At 68.5% G+C, this 15,160-nt stretch carries 11 protein-coding genes; 1 reads left to right on the top strand and 10 read right to left on the bottom strand.

The features are described 5' to 3' along the window. Positions 1-44: 44 nt before the first annotated feature. The 6 genes from AB8735_RS24095 to AB8735_RS24070 all read right to left on the bottom strand — a co-directional run bounded on the left by AB8735_RS24095 (position 45) and on the right by AB8735_RS24070 (position 6,659). Complete coding sequence (locus tag AB8735_RS24095; protein ID WP_372409329.1) at positions 45-1,082, bottom strand: ABC transporter ATP-binding protein; 1,038 nt, start codon at positions 1,080-1,082, stop codon at positions 45-47. After that, positions 1,079-2,086: an ABC transporter ATP-binding protein gene (locus AB8735_RS24090; RefSeq protein ID WP_372409326.1), complete on the bottom strand. Its 1,008-nt coding sequence runs from the start codon at positions 2,084-2,086 to the stop codon at positions 1,079-1,081. Before AB8735_RS24090 ends, AB8735_RS24095 begins: the two co-directional genes overlap by 4 nt. 10 nt (positions 2,087-2,096) lie before the next feature. Continuing rightward, complete coding sequence (locus AB8735_RS24085; RefSeq protein WP_344020252.1) at positions 2,097-3,080, bottom strand: ABC transporter permease; 984 nt, start codon at positions 3,078-3,080, stop codon at positions 2,097-2,099. Then, positions 3,073-3,996, bottom strand: coding sequence for an ABC transporter permease (locus AB8735_RS24080; RefSeq protein WP_344020255.1), 924 nt, complete (start codon positions 3,994-3,996; stop codon positions 3,073-3,075). The genes AB8735_RS24085 and AB8735_RS24080 overlap by 8 nt, the downstream gene beginning before the upstream one ends. A gap of 9 nt (positions 3,997-4,005) precedes the next feature. After that, positions 4,006-5,640: an ABC transporter substrate-binding protein gene (locus AB8735_RS24075; protein WP_372409323.1), complete on the bottom strand. Its 1,635-nt coding sequence runs from the start codon at positions 5,638-5,640 to the stop codon at positions 4,006-4,008. A gap of 308 nt (positions 5,641-5,948) precedes the next feature. Further along, positions 5,949-6,659 (bottom strand): hypothetical protein, encoded by a 711-nt coding sequence (locus AB8735_RS24070; protein ID WP_372409321.1) that lies wholly within the window; start codon positions 6,657-6,659, stop codon positions 5,949-5,951. 480 nt (positions 6,660-7,139) lie between these two features. On the opposite strand from AB8735_RS24070, the gene AB8735_RS24065 reads away from it, so the two are divergent. Continuing rightward, positions 7,140-10,952 carry a helix-turn-helix domain-containing protein gene (locus AB8735_RS24065; RefSeq protein WP_372409320.1) on the top strand — a complete coding sequence of 1,271 codons (3,813 nt, stop codon included), beginning with the start codon at positions 7,140-7,142 and terminating at the stop codon, positions 10,950-10,952. 89 nt (positions 10,953-11,041) lie between these two features. Here the strand turns inward: AB8735_RS24065 and AB8735_RS24060 are convergent, their stop codons facing one another. The 4 genes from AB8735_RS24060 to AB8735_RS24045 are packed head-to-tail and all read right to left on the bottom strand — an operon-like array spanning position 11,042 to position 15,149. Then, positions 11,042-12,172, bottom strand: a complete 1,131-nt coding sequence (locus AB8735_RS24060) for an ABC transporter ATP-binding protein (RefSeq protein ID WP_372409317.1) — start codon at positions 12,170-12,172, stop codon at positions 11,042-11,044. Then, on the bottom strand, positions 12,165-13,220 hold the full coding sequence (locus tag AB8735_RS24055; protein WP_372409314.1) for an ABC transporter ATP-binding protein: 1,056 nt from the start codon (positions 13,218-13,220) through the stop codon (positions 12,165-12,167). Before AB8735_RS24055 ends, AB8735_RS24060 begins: the two co-directional genes overlap by 8 nt. A gap of 11 nt (positions 13,221-13,231) precedes the next feature. Next, on the bottom strand, positions 13,232-14,230 hold the full coding sequence (locus tag AB8735_RS24050; protein ID WP_372409312.1) for an ABC transporter permease: 999 nt from the start codon (positions 14,228-14,230) through the stop codon (positions 13,232-13,234). Then, the gene (locus AB8735_RS24045; RefSeq protein WP_372409310.1) at positions 14,223-15,149 is read right to left on the bottom strand and encodes an ABC transporter permease; all 927 of its coding nucleotides are present in this window, start codon (positions 15,147-15,149) and stop codon (positions 14,223-14,225) included. Before AB8735_RS24045 ends, AB8735_RS24050 begins: the two co-directional genes overlap by 8 nt. Between the last annotated feature and the right edge of the window lie 11 nt (positions 15,150-15,160).

The raw sequence follows: 15,160 nt of genomic DNA, 5'->3' as shown, positions 1-15,160 counted from the left end.
CACTCCCTACTTGCTCGGAAGCACCGGAAGCGTTCGCCGCGGGGTCACCCGTCCTCGTGCGGCACCCGCTCCCCCGCGAAGTGGCACGCCGACACGTGCGCCACCGGCCCGCCCGCCTCCCGGAAGCGCTCCGGGACCTCCAGCGGCGGCACCACCTCCGCACACACCCGCTGCGCCTTCCAGCAGCGGGTGCGGAAGGGACAGCCCGACGGGGGGTTCGCGGGCGAGGGGACGTCGCCCATGAGCAGGATTCTCTCGCGCAGGCCCCGCGCCTCCGGATCCGGGACCGGCACGGCGGAGAGCAGCGCCTGCGTGTACGGGTGCGTCGGGTGCTCGTAGATCTGCGCGTCCGTGCCGACCTCGGCCAGCCGCCCGAGGTACATCACCGCGACCCGGTCGGAGATGTGCCGCACGACGGACAGGTCGTGGGCGATGAAGATGTACGAGAGGTCGAACTCGGCCTGGAGCCGCTCCAGCAGGTTGACGACCTGCGCCTGCACCGACACGTCCAGCGCCGAGACCGGCTCGTCGGCGACGATCACCTCGGGGCGCAGCGCCAGCCCGCGCGCGATGCCGATGCGCTGCCGCTGGCCGCCGGAGAACTGGTGCGGGTAGCGGTTGATGTGCTCGGGGTTGAGGCCGACGACGTCGAGGAGTTCGCGGACCTTCTGCCGGCGGCTGCCCTTGGGGGCGGCCTCGGGGTGGATCTCGTAGGGCTCGCCGACGATGTCGCCGACGGTCATGCGCGGGTTGAGCGAGGTGTAGGGGTCCTGGAAGACCATCTGGATGTTGCGGCGCACGGCCTTGAGGGCGCGCCGCGAGAGCCGGGTGATGTCCTCGCCCTTGTAGCGGATCTCCCCGGCGGTGGGCCGTTCCAGGTTGACGAGCAGCCGGGCGAGCGTGGACTTGCCGCAGCCGGACTCGCCGACGACGCCGAGGGTCTCGCCGCGCCGCAGGTCGAAGGAGACGCCGTCGACGGCGCGGACGGCGCCGACCTGGCGGCGGCCGAGGACGCCCTGGGTGAGCGGGTAGTGCTTGACGAGGTCGCGCACCTCCAGGACCGCCCCGCCGTCGGCCTTCATTCCGGCGCTCCTTCCGCGGGTGTCCCCTGGACCGTCTCCTGCCAGAAGTGGCAGGCGCTGGCCCGGCCCGGAGCAACGGCGAAGAGCGGCGGCCGGTCGGTGCGGCAGACGTCCCGGGCCCGGGGGCAGCGGGGGTTGAAGGGACAGCCGGGCGGGATGTCGGTGAGGCTGGGCGGCAGCCCCTTGATCGCGTGCAGTTGCTGTCCCTTGCGGTCGAGGCGGGGGACGGAGTCGAGCAGTCCGCGGGTGTACGGGTGGGCGGGGGCGGCGTACAGCTCCCGCACGGGCGCCGTCTCGACGATCCGTCCCGCGTACATCACCGCGATCCGGTCGGCGACGTCCGCCACCACGCCCAGATCATGAGTGATCAGGATCAGTCCCATATTGAACTCGCGCTGCAACTCCGCGAGCAGATCCATCACTTGGGCCTGCACGGTGACGTCCAGCGCCGTCGTCGGTTCGTCCGCGATGATCAGGTCCGGCTCCAGCGCCAGCGCCATCGCGATCATGATGCGCTGCCGCATGCCGCCCGAGAACTGGTGCGGATAGTCCCCGGCCCGGTCCTCGGCCGCCGGGATGCGCACCCGCTCCATCAGCCGGACGGCGCGGACGCGGGCGTCCCTGCGGGTCATGCCCTGGTGGACCTCGAACATCTCGGCGAGCTGGGCGCCGACGGGGAGCACCGGGTTGAGCGCGGAGAGCGCGTCCTGGAAGATCATCGCCAGCCGGTCGCCGCGCAGCCGGCGCCGGTGCTCCTCGCTCATGGTCAGCAGGTCCTGGCCGCGGAAGAGCACCTCGCCGCCGGTGACCCGGCCCGGCGGGGAGTCCAGGATGCCCATGACGGCCTGGGCGGTCACGGACTTGCCCGAGCCGGACTCGCCGAGCACGGCGAGCGTCTCGCCGGCCTCGACGGTGCAGCTGACGCCGTTGACCACCTTGGCCACGCCGTCCCGGGTGCGGAACTCGACGTGCAGGTCGCGCACGTCCAGCAGAGCCTCGCTCACGGTCGCCTCCTCAGCGCAGCTTGGGGTCGAGGGCGTCGCGCACCGCGTCGCCGAGCATGATGAACGCGAGCACGGTGACGCTCAGCGCTCCCGCGGGCCACAGCAGCATGTGGGGCGCGTTGCGGATCTGGTTCGAGGCGTTGGAGATGTCGATCCCCCAGGAGACCGTGGGCGGTTTGAGGCCGACGCCGATGAAGGAGAGCGTCGCCTCCAGGGCGATGTAGGTGCCCAGCGCGATGGTGGCGACGACGATGACGGGGGCCACCGCGTTGGGCGCGATGTGCCGCAGCAGCAGCCGGGCGTTGCCGGCCCCGAGGGCGCGGGCGGCCTGGACGTAGTCGTGCTGCTTGGCGGCAACGACGGCGCCGCGCGCGATGCGGGAGATCTGCGGCCAGCCGAGCAGGACGATGAAGCCGACGACGGGCCAGACGGAGCTTCCGGTGACGACGGAGAGGAAGACGAGGCCGCCGAGGATGATGGGGATGCCGAAGAAGACGTCGGCGAGGCGGGAGAGGAGGGCGTCCCACCAGCCGCCGTAGAACCCGGCGAGCCCGCCCAGCACGCTGCCGAGCAGGGCGGCCCCGGCGGTGGCGCAGACGCCGACGGTGATGGAGGCGCGTGCCCCGTACACGGTGCGGGTGAAGACGTCGCAGCCCTGGGCGTCGAAGCCGAACGGATGCCCGGACTGGGGCCCTTCCTGGGACTTGGCGAGGTCGCACTGGAGCGGGTTGCCGCTCGCGACCAGCCCGGGCCACACGGCGATCACCAGCAGAAACAGAATGACCAGGGCGGAGAGCACGAAGACCGGATTCCTCCGCAGGTCGTACCAGGCGTCCGTCCACAGGCTGCGGGCCTTGGCGCTGGCCGCGGTGCCGGGGACGGGCCCGCCCTCCAGGGTCTCGGCCTCGCGGGTGGCCAGGCTGGCGGCCCCGCCGTCGCCGGGGCTGACGGCGTCCCGCGGCTCCTGACGGAACGGGTCCAGGGGCTCAGACATGGCGGATCCTCGGGTCGAGCACGGCGTAGAGGAGGTCGACGACCAGGTTGGCGACGAGGAAGACCAGGACGAGAACGGTCACGAAGCCCACGACGGTGGGCGAGTTCTGCCGCAGGATCCCCTGGAAGAGCTGGTAGCCGACGCCGTGGATGTTGAAGATCCGCTCGGTGACGATGGCGCCGCCCATCAGCGCGCCGATGTCGGCGCCGATGAAGGTGACCACGGGGATCAGGGAGTTGCGCAACAGGTGCCGCACGACGATCCGGTGGCGGGGCAGCCCCTTGGCGACGGCGGTGCGGATGTAGTCGGCGCGGGCGTTCTCGGCGAGCGAGGTGCGCGTCAGCCTCGTCACGTACGCGAGCGAGACCAGCCCCAGCACCACGCCGGGCAGCAGGAGTTCGAGGAAGGTCGCCTCGGGCGAGACGGTCGGCGGGACGATTCCCCACTGCACGCCGAAGAGGTACTGGAGGACGTAGCCGCTGACGAAGGTCGGCACGGAGACCACGACGAGGGTGAGCATCAGCACGGTGGTGTCGAGCGGCCGGCCGCGCCGCAGGCCCCCGGCGACGCCGAGGGCGATGCCGACGACGACCTCGAAGAGGACGGCGACGATCGTCAGCCGGATGGTGACGGGGAAGGCGTCGGCCATCAGCTCCAGGACCGGCTGCCCGGTGAAGGCGGTGCCGAAGTCGCCCGTCAGCACCTGCCCCATGTAGTGCAGGTACTGCTTCCACAACGGCTGGTCGAGGTAGAGCTCCTGGCGGATGCGGGCGGCGACGGCGGGGTCGGGGGCCTTGTCGCCGAAGAGCGCGGCGACGGGGTCCCCGAGCGCGTAGACCATGAAGAAGATCAGGAAGGTGCTGCCGATGAACACGGGGATCATCTGGAGCAGCCGCCGGATCACATACCGCCCCATCGCCCGACCTCACTTGACCTTGATCCGCTCGTACACCGGCACGCTGAACTGGTTGAGCTGCACGTCCGACAGCTCGGCCGAGTAACCGGCGTTCCCGTTCTGGTACCAGAGCGGGATGGCCGGCATCTTCTCGGCGAGGATCCGCTCCGCGTCCTGGAACTTCGCGACGGCCTTGCCGGTGTCGGACTCCGCATTGGCCTCGTCCACGAGCCGGTCGAAGCGCGGATCGCTGAACTTCCCGTAGTTGGAGGAGGCGTTGGTGTAGTACTGCGGCTGGAGGAAGTTCTGGATGAGCGGGTAATCCATCTGCCACCCGGACCGGAACATCCCACCGAGCTGCTGCTGGGCGATCCGGCTGCGGAAGTCCGCGAAGGTACCGATGGGGTTGACGGTGCAGGCCCGGTCGTCCCCCAGCACGTTGTTGATGCTGTTGCAGACGGCGTCCATCCACACCCGGTGGGAGCCGGTATCGACGTTGGAGGTGAGGGTGACCCGCCCGCCCGGCAGCCCGCCGCCCTCCTGGATCAGCCGCTTGGCCCGCCCCGGATCGTAGGTGCACTCCGCGCCGCACAACCCGGCCTTGTAACCACCCTTCTCCCCCAGCACCGGTGAGGTCCAGTCGCTCGCCGGTGTACGGGTGTCCCGGTAGATCTGGGAGGTGATCTGCGGCCGATTGATCGCCATGGACAGCCCGCGGCGCACCTTCTCCGCCCCGGGCCCGTTCCATTTCGCGTCGTACAGCGGGAAGACGACGGTCTGGATGATGCCGGCGGGCTGGTTGATGTACCGGTCATCCAGATCCTTGCGGACGTTCCTCAGCTGAGTGCTGGGAATGTCGTCGACGAGGTCGATGTTGCCGGCCTGGAGGTCGGCGTACGCGGTGTTGTTGTCCGTGTAGACGCGCAGCTCGACCCCTTCGTTCCCGGCCTTGTCCGGCCCGGGGTAGCCGTCCCACTTGCTGAGCTTCATCGCCGAGCCGCGGGTGTAGGAGTCGATCGCGTAAGGCCCGTTGCCGACAGGCCTCTTGAGCCACCCGGCGTGGTCCTCGAAGAACGCCCGGGGCAGCGGGGCGAAGGCGGGGTACCCCAAAGTCCCCGGCCAGGTGGAGAACTTCGTACTGAGCTTGACGGTAAAAGTCCTGGCATCCTTCAGCACCAGCCCGGAAAGCGTCTTCGCGGTCGCCTCCCCCGACTCCGGATGCACTTTCCCATAACCATCGATATAGGCAAAGAAAGAAGCGTTCCGCTGCTTGTTGTCCACCAACGCCGCGTAATTCCAGGCGTCGACGAACGAACGCGCCGTGACCGGCTCCCCATTGCTGAACGTCCAGCCGTCCTTGACCTTGACGGTGAAGTTCTGCGCATCCGTCGACTCGATCCTCTCCGCCAGCATGTCGACGGCGGCGCCGGTCGTCGGGTCGTACTTCTTCAGCCCCCGGAAGATGAGGTCCAGCACCTTGCCGCCCTGGACCTCGTTGGTGTTGGCCGGCTCCAGCGGATTCTGCGGATCCCCCCACGAGGCCCGCACGACCCCGGGCACCCGCGCCCCCGTACCACCGCCACAGCCCGCCACGACGGCCGCGAGGAGCACGGCGAGCAGAGCGGCGACGCCCCGGCGGGCCCACGTCCGCACGCCTCCTCGCATGGGCCTGCCTCCTGGGTGCCGGGTACCGGGTACGGCCTGGGTGCGGGCCGGGGTACGGCCAAATATCACCGATCCGATCACCCGGTGCACTCATGCGACCGCCGAACGTGCACCTCCGGCCGGAGAATCCGCCCGTATGCGTGAGCTCGGGCTCGTTCCATCCGTGACGGTCGGCAACGGGGAGCCCTACGGCCTCTCCACCCGTTCGGACCAGTCCGCGACCGCACCGCCGTCGGGGCGCGTCCCCACGCGCGTGACCCGCCTCGCTCGCCCGACCGCCCTGTGGAGGCGCAGAGCAGCGGCGACGGTCATCGGTACCCCCAGGCCTGGGTGAGCGCGGGTGCGGCATCCCAGAAACGCGGATTACGGAGCAGGCCATAAGTCTGCTCAAGTTCTGGTTCCGTCAAATGTCCATCGCCGAGGAGCCGTTCACGGGACAAATCAATCGTCAACCGCCAGAACTCGGCGATCGGACCGCCGCCTTGAAAGTGCCGGACAACGGATTCCGCGCCCGGATGCCGCAGCCCGTACCGCACCCCGGGGAAATCTCCCGGCCGGCCGCTGCCCCTGCCCTTGTCATGCAGAACCAGATCGCTCCAACGCCGCATGACGTATTGGTAGAGCGGGTTCGGTGAACCGTGGCTCGGGATCCACGAGAACGACTCGACCAGCAGGAACCCACCGGGCCGCAGCCACTCCGTCATCCGCCGCATCACACCTTCCCGGACGGGCAATTGACCGGGTTCGAAACGGGCATGGATGACGTCGAAGGACCGGGGTTCCTCCGGAAGGGGGCCACCGAGGCCGGTGGTCACCACCTCGCCCTCCGAAGCCCGGCTGCAGAACCAGCGGGCCATCGAGCCACCGCCCGACCCTACTTCGAGGCACCGTGCCCGCCGCCCGACTCCCAACCCGGACAGAGCGGCGATCGACATCGGATCGAACACCTCGTCCATCAGGAAAAGACGCTCTTCTTCCGACCCGTTCGGAGCGAAGAGCGGCTCTCCGTACTGATCCATGCATCCTCATCACGTCGTTATGGGTCCGGGGGAACGGGAGCGTCCACTGCCATCGGGACAGTGCGGGAAGTACGCACCGGCCACCCTTCGGGGCGCACGGAGCAGCGAGGCAGCATCCGCCCCCGGACCGAATTGCCCTGTGCGCCGGGGCTCCTCGGGACACAGCGCTCCGGCTGCTCACAGCCCTGCGGATCCCGGTGTCACAGTTCAGTGCACACCGGCTGCGCGGACGAGACGTTTCCCGGTTTCCCCTCCGAAGCGGGCCGAGGGAAACACCGGTGACCTGCGAAAACTCTGAACGGAAGCCCACCCTCGCGTGAGGCCCCGGGCGGCCGCTGCGCCGTTACCCCCTTCGGTGAGGCGTTGTCCGGCCGAGACATCCCGGGCAGGAGCGCCATTGAGCCGTTGCGGCCACCGCTGAAAGGATCTCCAGGGCTGTCGACCGACACGCGTCAGGGATCCGGAGAAAGGCATCGACCAGTGGCAGGAAGCGACCAGGGCCCTGGCGGCACCGGCGTCGGGGATCCGTTCCCGGAGCGGCCTCAAGCAGGTGATCTGTTGCGCCGGCTGCGACGGGAACGAGGCATGTCGCTGACGCAACTGTCCCGCGCGGCGTTCTACAGCAAGGGCTATCTCAGCAAGGTCGAGAACGGGGAGAAGCCGCTTACCCAGGAACTCGCCCGTGCTTGTGACCAGGCTCTGCAATCCGACGGAACCCTGGAACGCCTTGTCTCGACCCCGGTCGGGAAGGGTCGGTACCCCCGGCCGCAGTATGAGGGGAAGTGCCCTTATCAAGGACTGGCCCCGTTCGGAACCAAGGATGCGCGCTGGTTCTTCGGACGTGACGATGCCATTGCGGGCATCGTCACCGAGCTGACACAACGGATCCGGACGACAGGCCCATTGCTCGTCATGGCACCATCAGGAGCGGGAAAGTCGTCCGTACTCCGAGCGGGTCTGCTGCCGGCATTGGCCCGTGGTGTGCTGCCGGTTGACGACTCGCACACCTGGCCCGTCGTACTGCTCACCCCCGGCGAACACCCCGTTGAAGAACTCCTGATCCAGATGGCAGTCGCGACCGGCGGCTCGCTGCAATTGCTCAGAAAGGCGCTCGACGAGGGTCCCGAGAGTCTTTCCGCAGCAATACGCGCAGCCACGGACAGCAAGTCCGCGGAGAGTTCCAGTGCTTCGCTGATCATTGTGGACCAGTTCGAGGAGACCTTCACCCTCTGCCGTGACGAGCGAGAGCGTACGGTCTTCGTGGAGGCCTTGCTCGCCCTGGCCTCCGGGCGCGGAGACGACGGAAGCGGCATACCGTCAGCACTTGTCGTGCTGGGGATTCGGGCGGACTTCTACGACCGCTGCCTCACGTATCCCGGGCTCGCCGCCTCGTCGCAGCGCGGACACATCGCTCTGGGTCCGATGAACGATGCCCAACTGCGCGAAGTCATCACGGCACCCGCTCGCGAATGCGGCCTCGAGGTGGAGGCAGGACTGGTGGAAGTCCTGCTGCGCGACGCGGGCCTCGGCCCGAACGGTACACCGGAGTTCGGCACGCCCTGTTCCGGTGCCCTCCCCCTGCTGTCACACGCCCTGCTCAGCACTTGGCAGCACCGTGAGAATGCCAAGTTGACGGTGGCGGGTTACGAATTGACAGGCGGGATCTCCGGAGCGGTGGCCGCCACGGCAGAAAGGGCATACACCTCACTGAGCAGGACTCAACGTGCCGTGGCCCGACGCGTTCTGCTCCAGCTTGTTCACGTAGGGACGGACAAGGTGACCGGCCATCGCATCCGTCATGCGAATCTGCTGGACAGCAGCCCGGCAGGGCCGGTCGAAACGGTTCTCGAAACATTCACCCAGGCCCGCCTGCTCACCATGGACGCCGACCATGTGGAGCTCGCCCACGAAACCCTGCTGCAGGCTTGGCCACGGCTGCGCCAATGGATAGACGACGATCGCAGCACGCTCCGGACCCGGCAGCTCCTCCTGGAGACCGCTGCGGCCTGGGAGGGCGAAGGGCGTGACAAAGGTCTGCTGTACCGAGGAGCACGCCTGGCCATGGCGCGCGAATGGGCTGCCGATCCGCACGACGGCACACCGCTCACCCCCGTGGCACGTGCGTTCCTCAAGGCGAGTGACGAAGCCGAAAGATCCGAGAAACGCATGGAGCAGCGGCGTCTGCGGCAGCTGCGTGTCCTGACCTCAAGTCTGGCGACCCTGCTGGTCCTTGCCCTGGTCGCCGGCGCGGTCGCCGTCCGCCAGAACCTCGATGCCCAGCATCAGCGCCGTCTTGCCGTATCCCGTGAACTCGCCGCCAGAGCGGACTCCTTGGTGAAGGATCGTCCGGAGGCTGCGGTCATCACTGCGCTCGCCGCCTACCGCAAGTCGCCGACCGATCAGGCCCGCAGCAGCCTTCTGAGCTCGTACGGCCGGTACCGCTCCCGTTGGCTCACCGGGCACACAAAACACGTGAACAGCGTGGCCTTCAGCCCTGACGGCCGCACCCTGGCAACCGCGAGCGCGGATCACCGCGTGAAGCTCTGGGACACGGCCACCCATGAGGTCGTCGCCACGCTGTCCGGGCACACTGATGTGGTGGAAGGTGTGGCGTTCTCCCCTGACGGCCGCACCCTGGCATCGGTGAGTGACGACCGGAGCGTAAAACTCTGGGATGTGGCCACGCACAGTCCGATCACCACGTTGACCGGACACCGCGGCCCGGTCACCACCGTGGCGTTCTCACCCGACGGGCGCACCCTGGCAACCGCCGGGTTCGACCGGACCGTGCGTCTGTGGAACATCGCAGGACACCGGCAGACCGCGTCCCTTACGGGGCACAAGGACCTCGTCCACGCGGTGGCGTTCTCACCCGACGGACGTACGCTGGCCTCGGCCGGCGCCGACCGTACGGCACTTCTCTGGGACCTGACCACGTCCAGGGCCGGAGCCACGTTGGCCGGTCATACGGACACCCTGCAGGGCGTGGCCTTCTCCCCGGACGGCCGGACGCTGGCGACGACGAGCAACGACCGTACCGTGCGCCTGTGGGACACCTCCACGCATCGGCAGACCGCCACGCTCACCGGGCATACAGGATTCGCCTCCGGAGTGGTCTTCTCCCCTGATGGACGCGCGGTGGCCACCGGCGGCTACGACCGAACGGCCCGCCTGTGGGACGTCGCCACGCATCGACAACTTTTCGCACTCGACGCCGGCGCAGGAAACGATGTCGTCACCGCCGTCGCATTCTCACCGGACGGCCGCACCCTTGCCACCGCCAATACCGGCGTCGACTTCACCGATCTGTGGGACGTGTCCACCCACCAGCGGATCGGCACGCTGTCGGGACGCTCTGCTCCCGGCACGGTGGCACGCATCAGCCCGGACGGGCAGACCCTGGCGACCGGGGACACCACCGGGACCATCAGGCTGCGGAATCTGCCCTCTCTGCGGCCGATCACCACCTTCTCCGCGAGTTCCGCGGAAATAACGGGCCTTTCCTTCACGCCTGACGGCCGCTCCTTGGCCGTCCTCGACGACGACGGCACCGTCCGCATCCGGAACACGGCTGCCCGATCGCAATCCGTCATCCCGAAGGAACTCGCCGGGCCGGTGAACGCGTTGGCCTACTCCCCTGACGGCCATACCCTCGCGACCGCGAACAAGGACGGTTCCATACGGCTGTGGGATGCCGCCACACTGCGACGGACCGCATCCTTCACCGGTCACAAGCGCCACATCATCGACATCGCGTTCAGCCCCGACAGCCGCACCCTGGCGACCGCGGGCTACGACGGACGGGCGAAACTCTGGGACACCCGGACCCACCAGGAGATCACGACGTTCAGTCACCTCTCCACGGTCAACGCAGTGGCCTTCTCGCCTGACGGACGCACACTGGCAACAACCAGCAAGGATCGGACCGTTGGCCTGTGGGAAGTGTCCACGCACAGGAAGGTCGCCACTCTGACGGGGCACACCGCCAACGTTTCCGGGGCCTCCTTCTCGCCGGACGGCCGCTCGCTGGCCACCACGAGCAGTGACGGCACGATCCGTCTCTGGGACACCGGCGAACGCCGGACAACAGCGGTCCTCTCCACGGACACACCCGACCGGTCACCGGTCTTCTCCCCCGACGACCACACCCTCGTCACCGCGAGCGGAGAGAACGTCAGCCGGCTCTGGGACACCGACCCCGCCGCAGTGGCCGATCAGGTTTGCCTGCTCGCCAAGAGACACCGCTGGGCGGAGTTCATTCCCGACTTCCCCCGCGACATGCCCTGCACATAAAGATCCGGGCAGCGCGCCCGGCCCCCGAAGGGACCGGGCACACTGCCCGGACGGGACGGTGAACGGTCGGGTCCGTGGATCCCGTACGGCTACGCCGCCCCCACCACCTGCTTCTCCTCCGCGAAGTGGCACGCCGACTCGTGCGCCGCCGGCGACTTCTTGCCCGAGAAGACCTCCGGCACCGCCAGCAGCGGCACCTCCTCCGCGCACTTGTCCTGCGCCTTCCAGCAGCGGGTGCGGAAACGGCAGCCCGACGGCGGGTTGGCGGGCGACGGGACGTCGCCGGTGAGGATGATCCGCTCGCGGCCCTCGCGGGCGTCCGGGTCCGGGACCGGGACGGCCGACAGCAGCGCCTGCGTGTACGGGTGCGTCGGGTGGTCGTAGATCTCGCTGTCCGTGCCGATCTCGGCCATCTTGCCGAGGTACATCACGCCGACCCGGTCGGAGATGTGCCGCACGATGGACAGGTCGTGCGCGATGAAGATGTAGGACAGGTTGAACTCGTCCTGGAGCTTCTCCATCAGGTTGACGACCTGGGCCTGGACGGAGACGTCCAGGGCCGACACCGGCTCGTCGCAGATGATGATCTCGGGGTTGAGCGCGAGACCGCGCGCGATGCCGATGCGCTGGCGCTGGCCGCCCGAGAACTGGTGCGGGTAGCGGTTGATGTACTCGGGGTTGAGACCGACCACGTCCAGGAGTTCCTGGACCCGCTTGCGGCGGTCGCCCTTCGGGGCCACCTCGGGGTGGATCTCGAAGGGCTCGCCGATGATGTCGCCCACCGTCATACGGGGGTTGAGCGAGGTGTACGGGTCCTGGAAGACCATCTGGATGTTGCGGCGGACGGCCTTCAGCGCGCGCCCGGACAGCTTGGTGATGTCCTGGCCCTTGTAGAAGACCTCGCCGGAGGTGGCCGTCTCCAGGGTCATCAGCAGCTTGGCGACGGTGGACTTGCCGCAGCCGGACTCGCCGACGATGCCGAGCGTCTCGCCCTGGTAGAGGTCGAAGGAGACCCCGTCCACGGCCTTGACCGCGCCGACCTGCTTCTTGAAGAGGATGCCCTGGGTCAGCGGGAAGTGCTTGACGAGGTTGCGGACCTGGAGGATCGGCTCACCGCGCTCGACGGGGGCGTCGAGGACGGCCTCGACCTCGGCGGTCGTGCTCGCGTCACTGGCCACGACGTCGGAGAGGGCCTCGTCCTGCTTGCCGGTCTCAGCCATGGATCGTCTCCTTCCAGAAGTGGCAGGCGCTCCGCCGGCCCGGCATCGCCGCGCCGTCCTGCTCGGCCACGTCGTGCAGCGCCGGGATCTCCGTACGGCAGATGTCCTGCGCCTTGGGGCAGCGGGGGCTGAAGGCGCAACCGGCCGGGATGTTCAGCAGGTTGGGCGGCAGACCCTTGATCGCGTAGAGCTCCTGGCCCTTCTGGTCCAGGCGCGGGATCGAGTCGAGCAGGCCCCGGGTGTACGGGTGGGCCGGGCGCTTGTAGAGCTCGTGCACGGGCGCGGTCTCGACGATCCGGCCCGCGTACATGACCGCGATCTTGTCGGCGACGTCCGCCACCACACCCAGGTCGTGGGTGATGAGGATGAGGCCCATGTTGAACTCCTGCTGGAGTTCGGCCAGGAGGTCCATCACCTGGGCCTGGACAGTGACGTCCAGCGCCGTCGTCGGCTCGTCCGCGATGATCAGGTCCGGCTCCAGCGCCAGCGCCATCGCGATCATGATGCGCTGGCGCATACCGCCGGAGAACTGGTGCGGGTAGTCGCCGACGCGCTCCTTCGCCGCCGGGATGCGGACGCGGTCCATCAGCTCGATGGCCTTGGCCTTGGCGTCCTTCTTCGACAGGCCCTGGTGGATCCGGAACATCTCGCCGAGCTGGTAGCCGACGGAGAGCACCGGGTTCAGGGAGGACAGCGCGTCCTGGAAGATCATGGCGATCTTGGCGCCACGGATCTTCCGGCGCTCCTCGCCGGACATCTTCAGCATGTCCTGGCCGCGGAAGAGGATCTCCCCCTTGGGGATCTTCGCCGGCGGCATGTCGAGGATGCCCATGACGGCCTGCGCCGTCACGGACTTGCCGGAGCCCGACTCGCCGAGCACGGCGAGCGTCTCGCCCGCGCTGACCGAGTAGTTGACGCCGTTGACGGCCTTGGCGACACCGTCCCGGGTGTGGAACTCGACGTGCAGGTCACGGACTTCGAGGAGCGGACCCTCGTCCGGCCCCTTCTGCTCGGGGACGTTCGCGGGCTTCGCGGTCGTGGTGGTCACGTACGCCTCCCTCAGCGCAGCTTGGGGTCGAGGGCGTCGCGCACCGCGTCGCCGAGCAGGATGAACGCGAGCACGGTGAGGCTCAGGAAGCCGGCCGGTACGAGCAGCGCGTGCGGGCCCTGGCGCAGGTTCTTCTGCGCGGCGGAGATGTCCACGCCCCAGGAGACCGTCGGGTCCTTCAGACCGATGCCCAGGTAGGACAGCGTCGCCTCGGTGGCGATATAGCCGCCGAGCGCGATGGTGGCGACGACGATCACCGGGCCGATGACGTTCGGCAGGATGTGCTTGAAGAGGATCCGGCCGGTGCCGGCGCCCAGCGCCCGGGCCGCCGTGACGAAGTCCGCGTGCTTCTGGGTGATGACGGCACCGCGCATGACACGGGCGATCTGCATCCAGCCGAAGGCGGTCAGGGCGAAGGTGACCGTCCAGATGGTGCGGTCGGTGAACGCCTGGAGCAGCACCAGACCGCCGAGGAGCAGCGGAATACCGAAGAAGATGTCCGTGATCCGGGACAGCAGCGTGTCGACCCAGCCGCCGAAGTACCCGGCGATCATGCCGACGATGCCGCCGAGGACGGTGACGGCGAGGGTCACGCAGACGCCGACGATGATCGAGGCACGGGCGCCGTGGACGGTACGCGCGTAGACGCTCTGGCCCTGGATGTTGTAGCCGAACCAGTCCTCCTGGAAGAAGTGCGACCACTGCGGGGCGCCCAGGAAGTGATTGCGCAGGTCGGCCTGGCGCGGGTCCACGTCGGTGAAGAGCGAGGGCCACACGGCCATGAGGATCAGCAGGACGAGCAGGACGCCGGAGGTCCAGAAGAGCCAGCTGCGGCGCAGCTCGCGCCAGGCGTCCTGGCCGAGGCTGCGGGCCTTTTCGGTGGATGCCTGCTTGTCGGCCTCGACGGGGAGTACGGCGGCGGCCGCCACCGTGGCCGCGGCGCCGTCGGCGTTCGGACCGGCACCCACGACGCTGCTCGGGGTCACCTGGGGGGGCTTGTTGTCAGGCATAGCGGATCCTCGGGTCCAGGACTGCGTAGAGCAGGTCGACGACCAGGCTGCTCACGAGGTAGACGAGCACCAGCACGGTCACGACGCCGACGACGGTGGGGCCTTCGCTCGTGATGACGGCCTGGTAGAGGGTGTTGCCCACGCCGGGGACGTTGAAGATGCCCTCGGTGACGATGGCGCCGCCCATGAGCACGCCGAGATCGGTGCCGAGGAAGGTGACGACGGGGATGAGCGAGTTGCGCATCAGGTGCACCCCGACCACCCGGCGCCGGGGCAGGCCCTTGGCCACCGCGGTGCGGACGTAGTCGGCGCGGAGGTTCTCCGCCACGGTCGTCCGCGTCAGGCGGGTGACATACGCCAGCGAGAGCAGGGCGAGCACGATCGCCGGGAGGGTCAGCTGGGTGAGGTCCTGCGGGTCCTGGACGGTCGGTGTCACCAGCTTCCACTTCACACCGACGACGAACTGGGCCATGTTGCCGAGCACGAAGACCGGGATGGAGACCACGATCAGCGTGAAGATCAGCACGGCCTGGTCCAGGAACTTGCCGCGTCGCAGACCGGTGAGCACGCCGAGCCCGATGCCGAAGACCAGCTCGATGGCGAACGCGAAGAGCGCCAGCCGGATGGTGACCGGGAAGGCGTCGGCCATCAGGTCGGCCACGGGCCGGCCGGTGAAGCTCTGCCCGAAGTCACCTTGGAAAAGTCCGGAGATGTAGTCCCAATACTGCTGGATCAGGGGTTTGTCCAGCCCGTACTCGTGGCGCAGTCTCACGACTGTCGCCGGGTCGGCCGCCTTTGAGCCGAACATGGCCTTGACGGGGTCGCCCGGCAGCGAATACACCATCAAGAAAATAAGCAGCGTGGTCCCGATGAACACCGGGATCATCTGGAGCAGTCGCCTCGCGACAAAGCGCCCCATCGTTCCTCCTG

Source organism: Streptomyces luteireticuli, assembly GCF_041519305.1.
Lineage (GTDB): Bacteria > Actinomycetota > Actinomycetes > Streptomycetales > Streptomycetaceae > Streptomyces > Streptomyces luteireticuli.
This window is presented reverse-complemented; position numbering and strand designations above follow the sequence as displayed.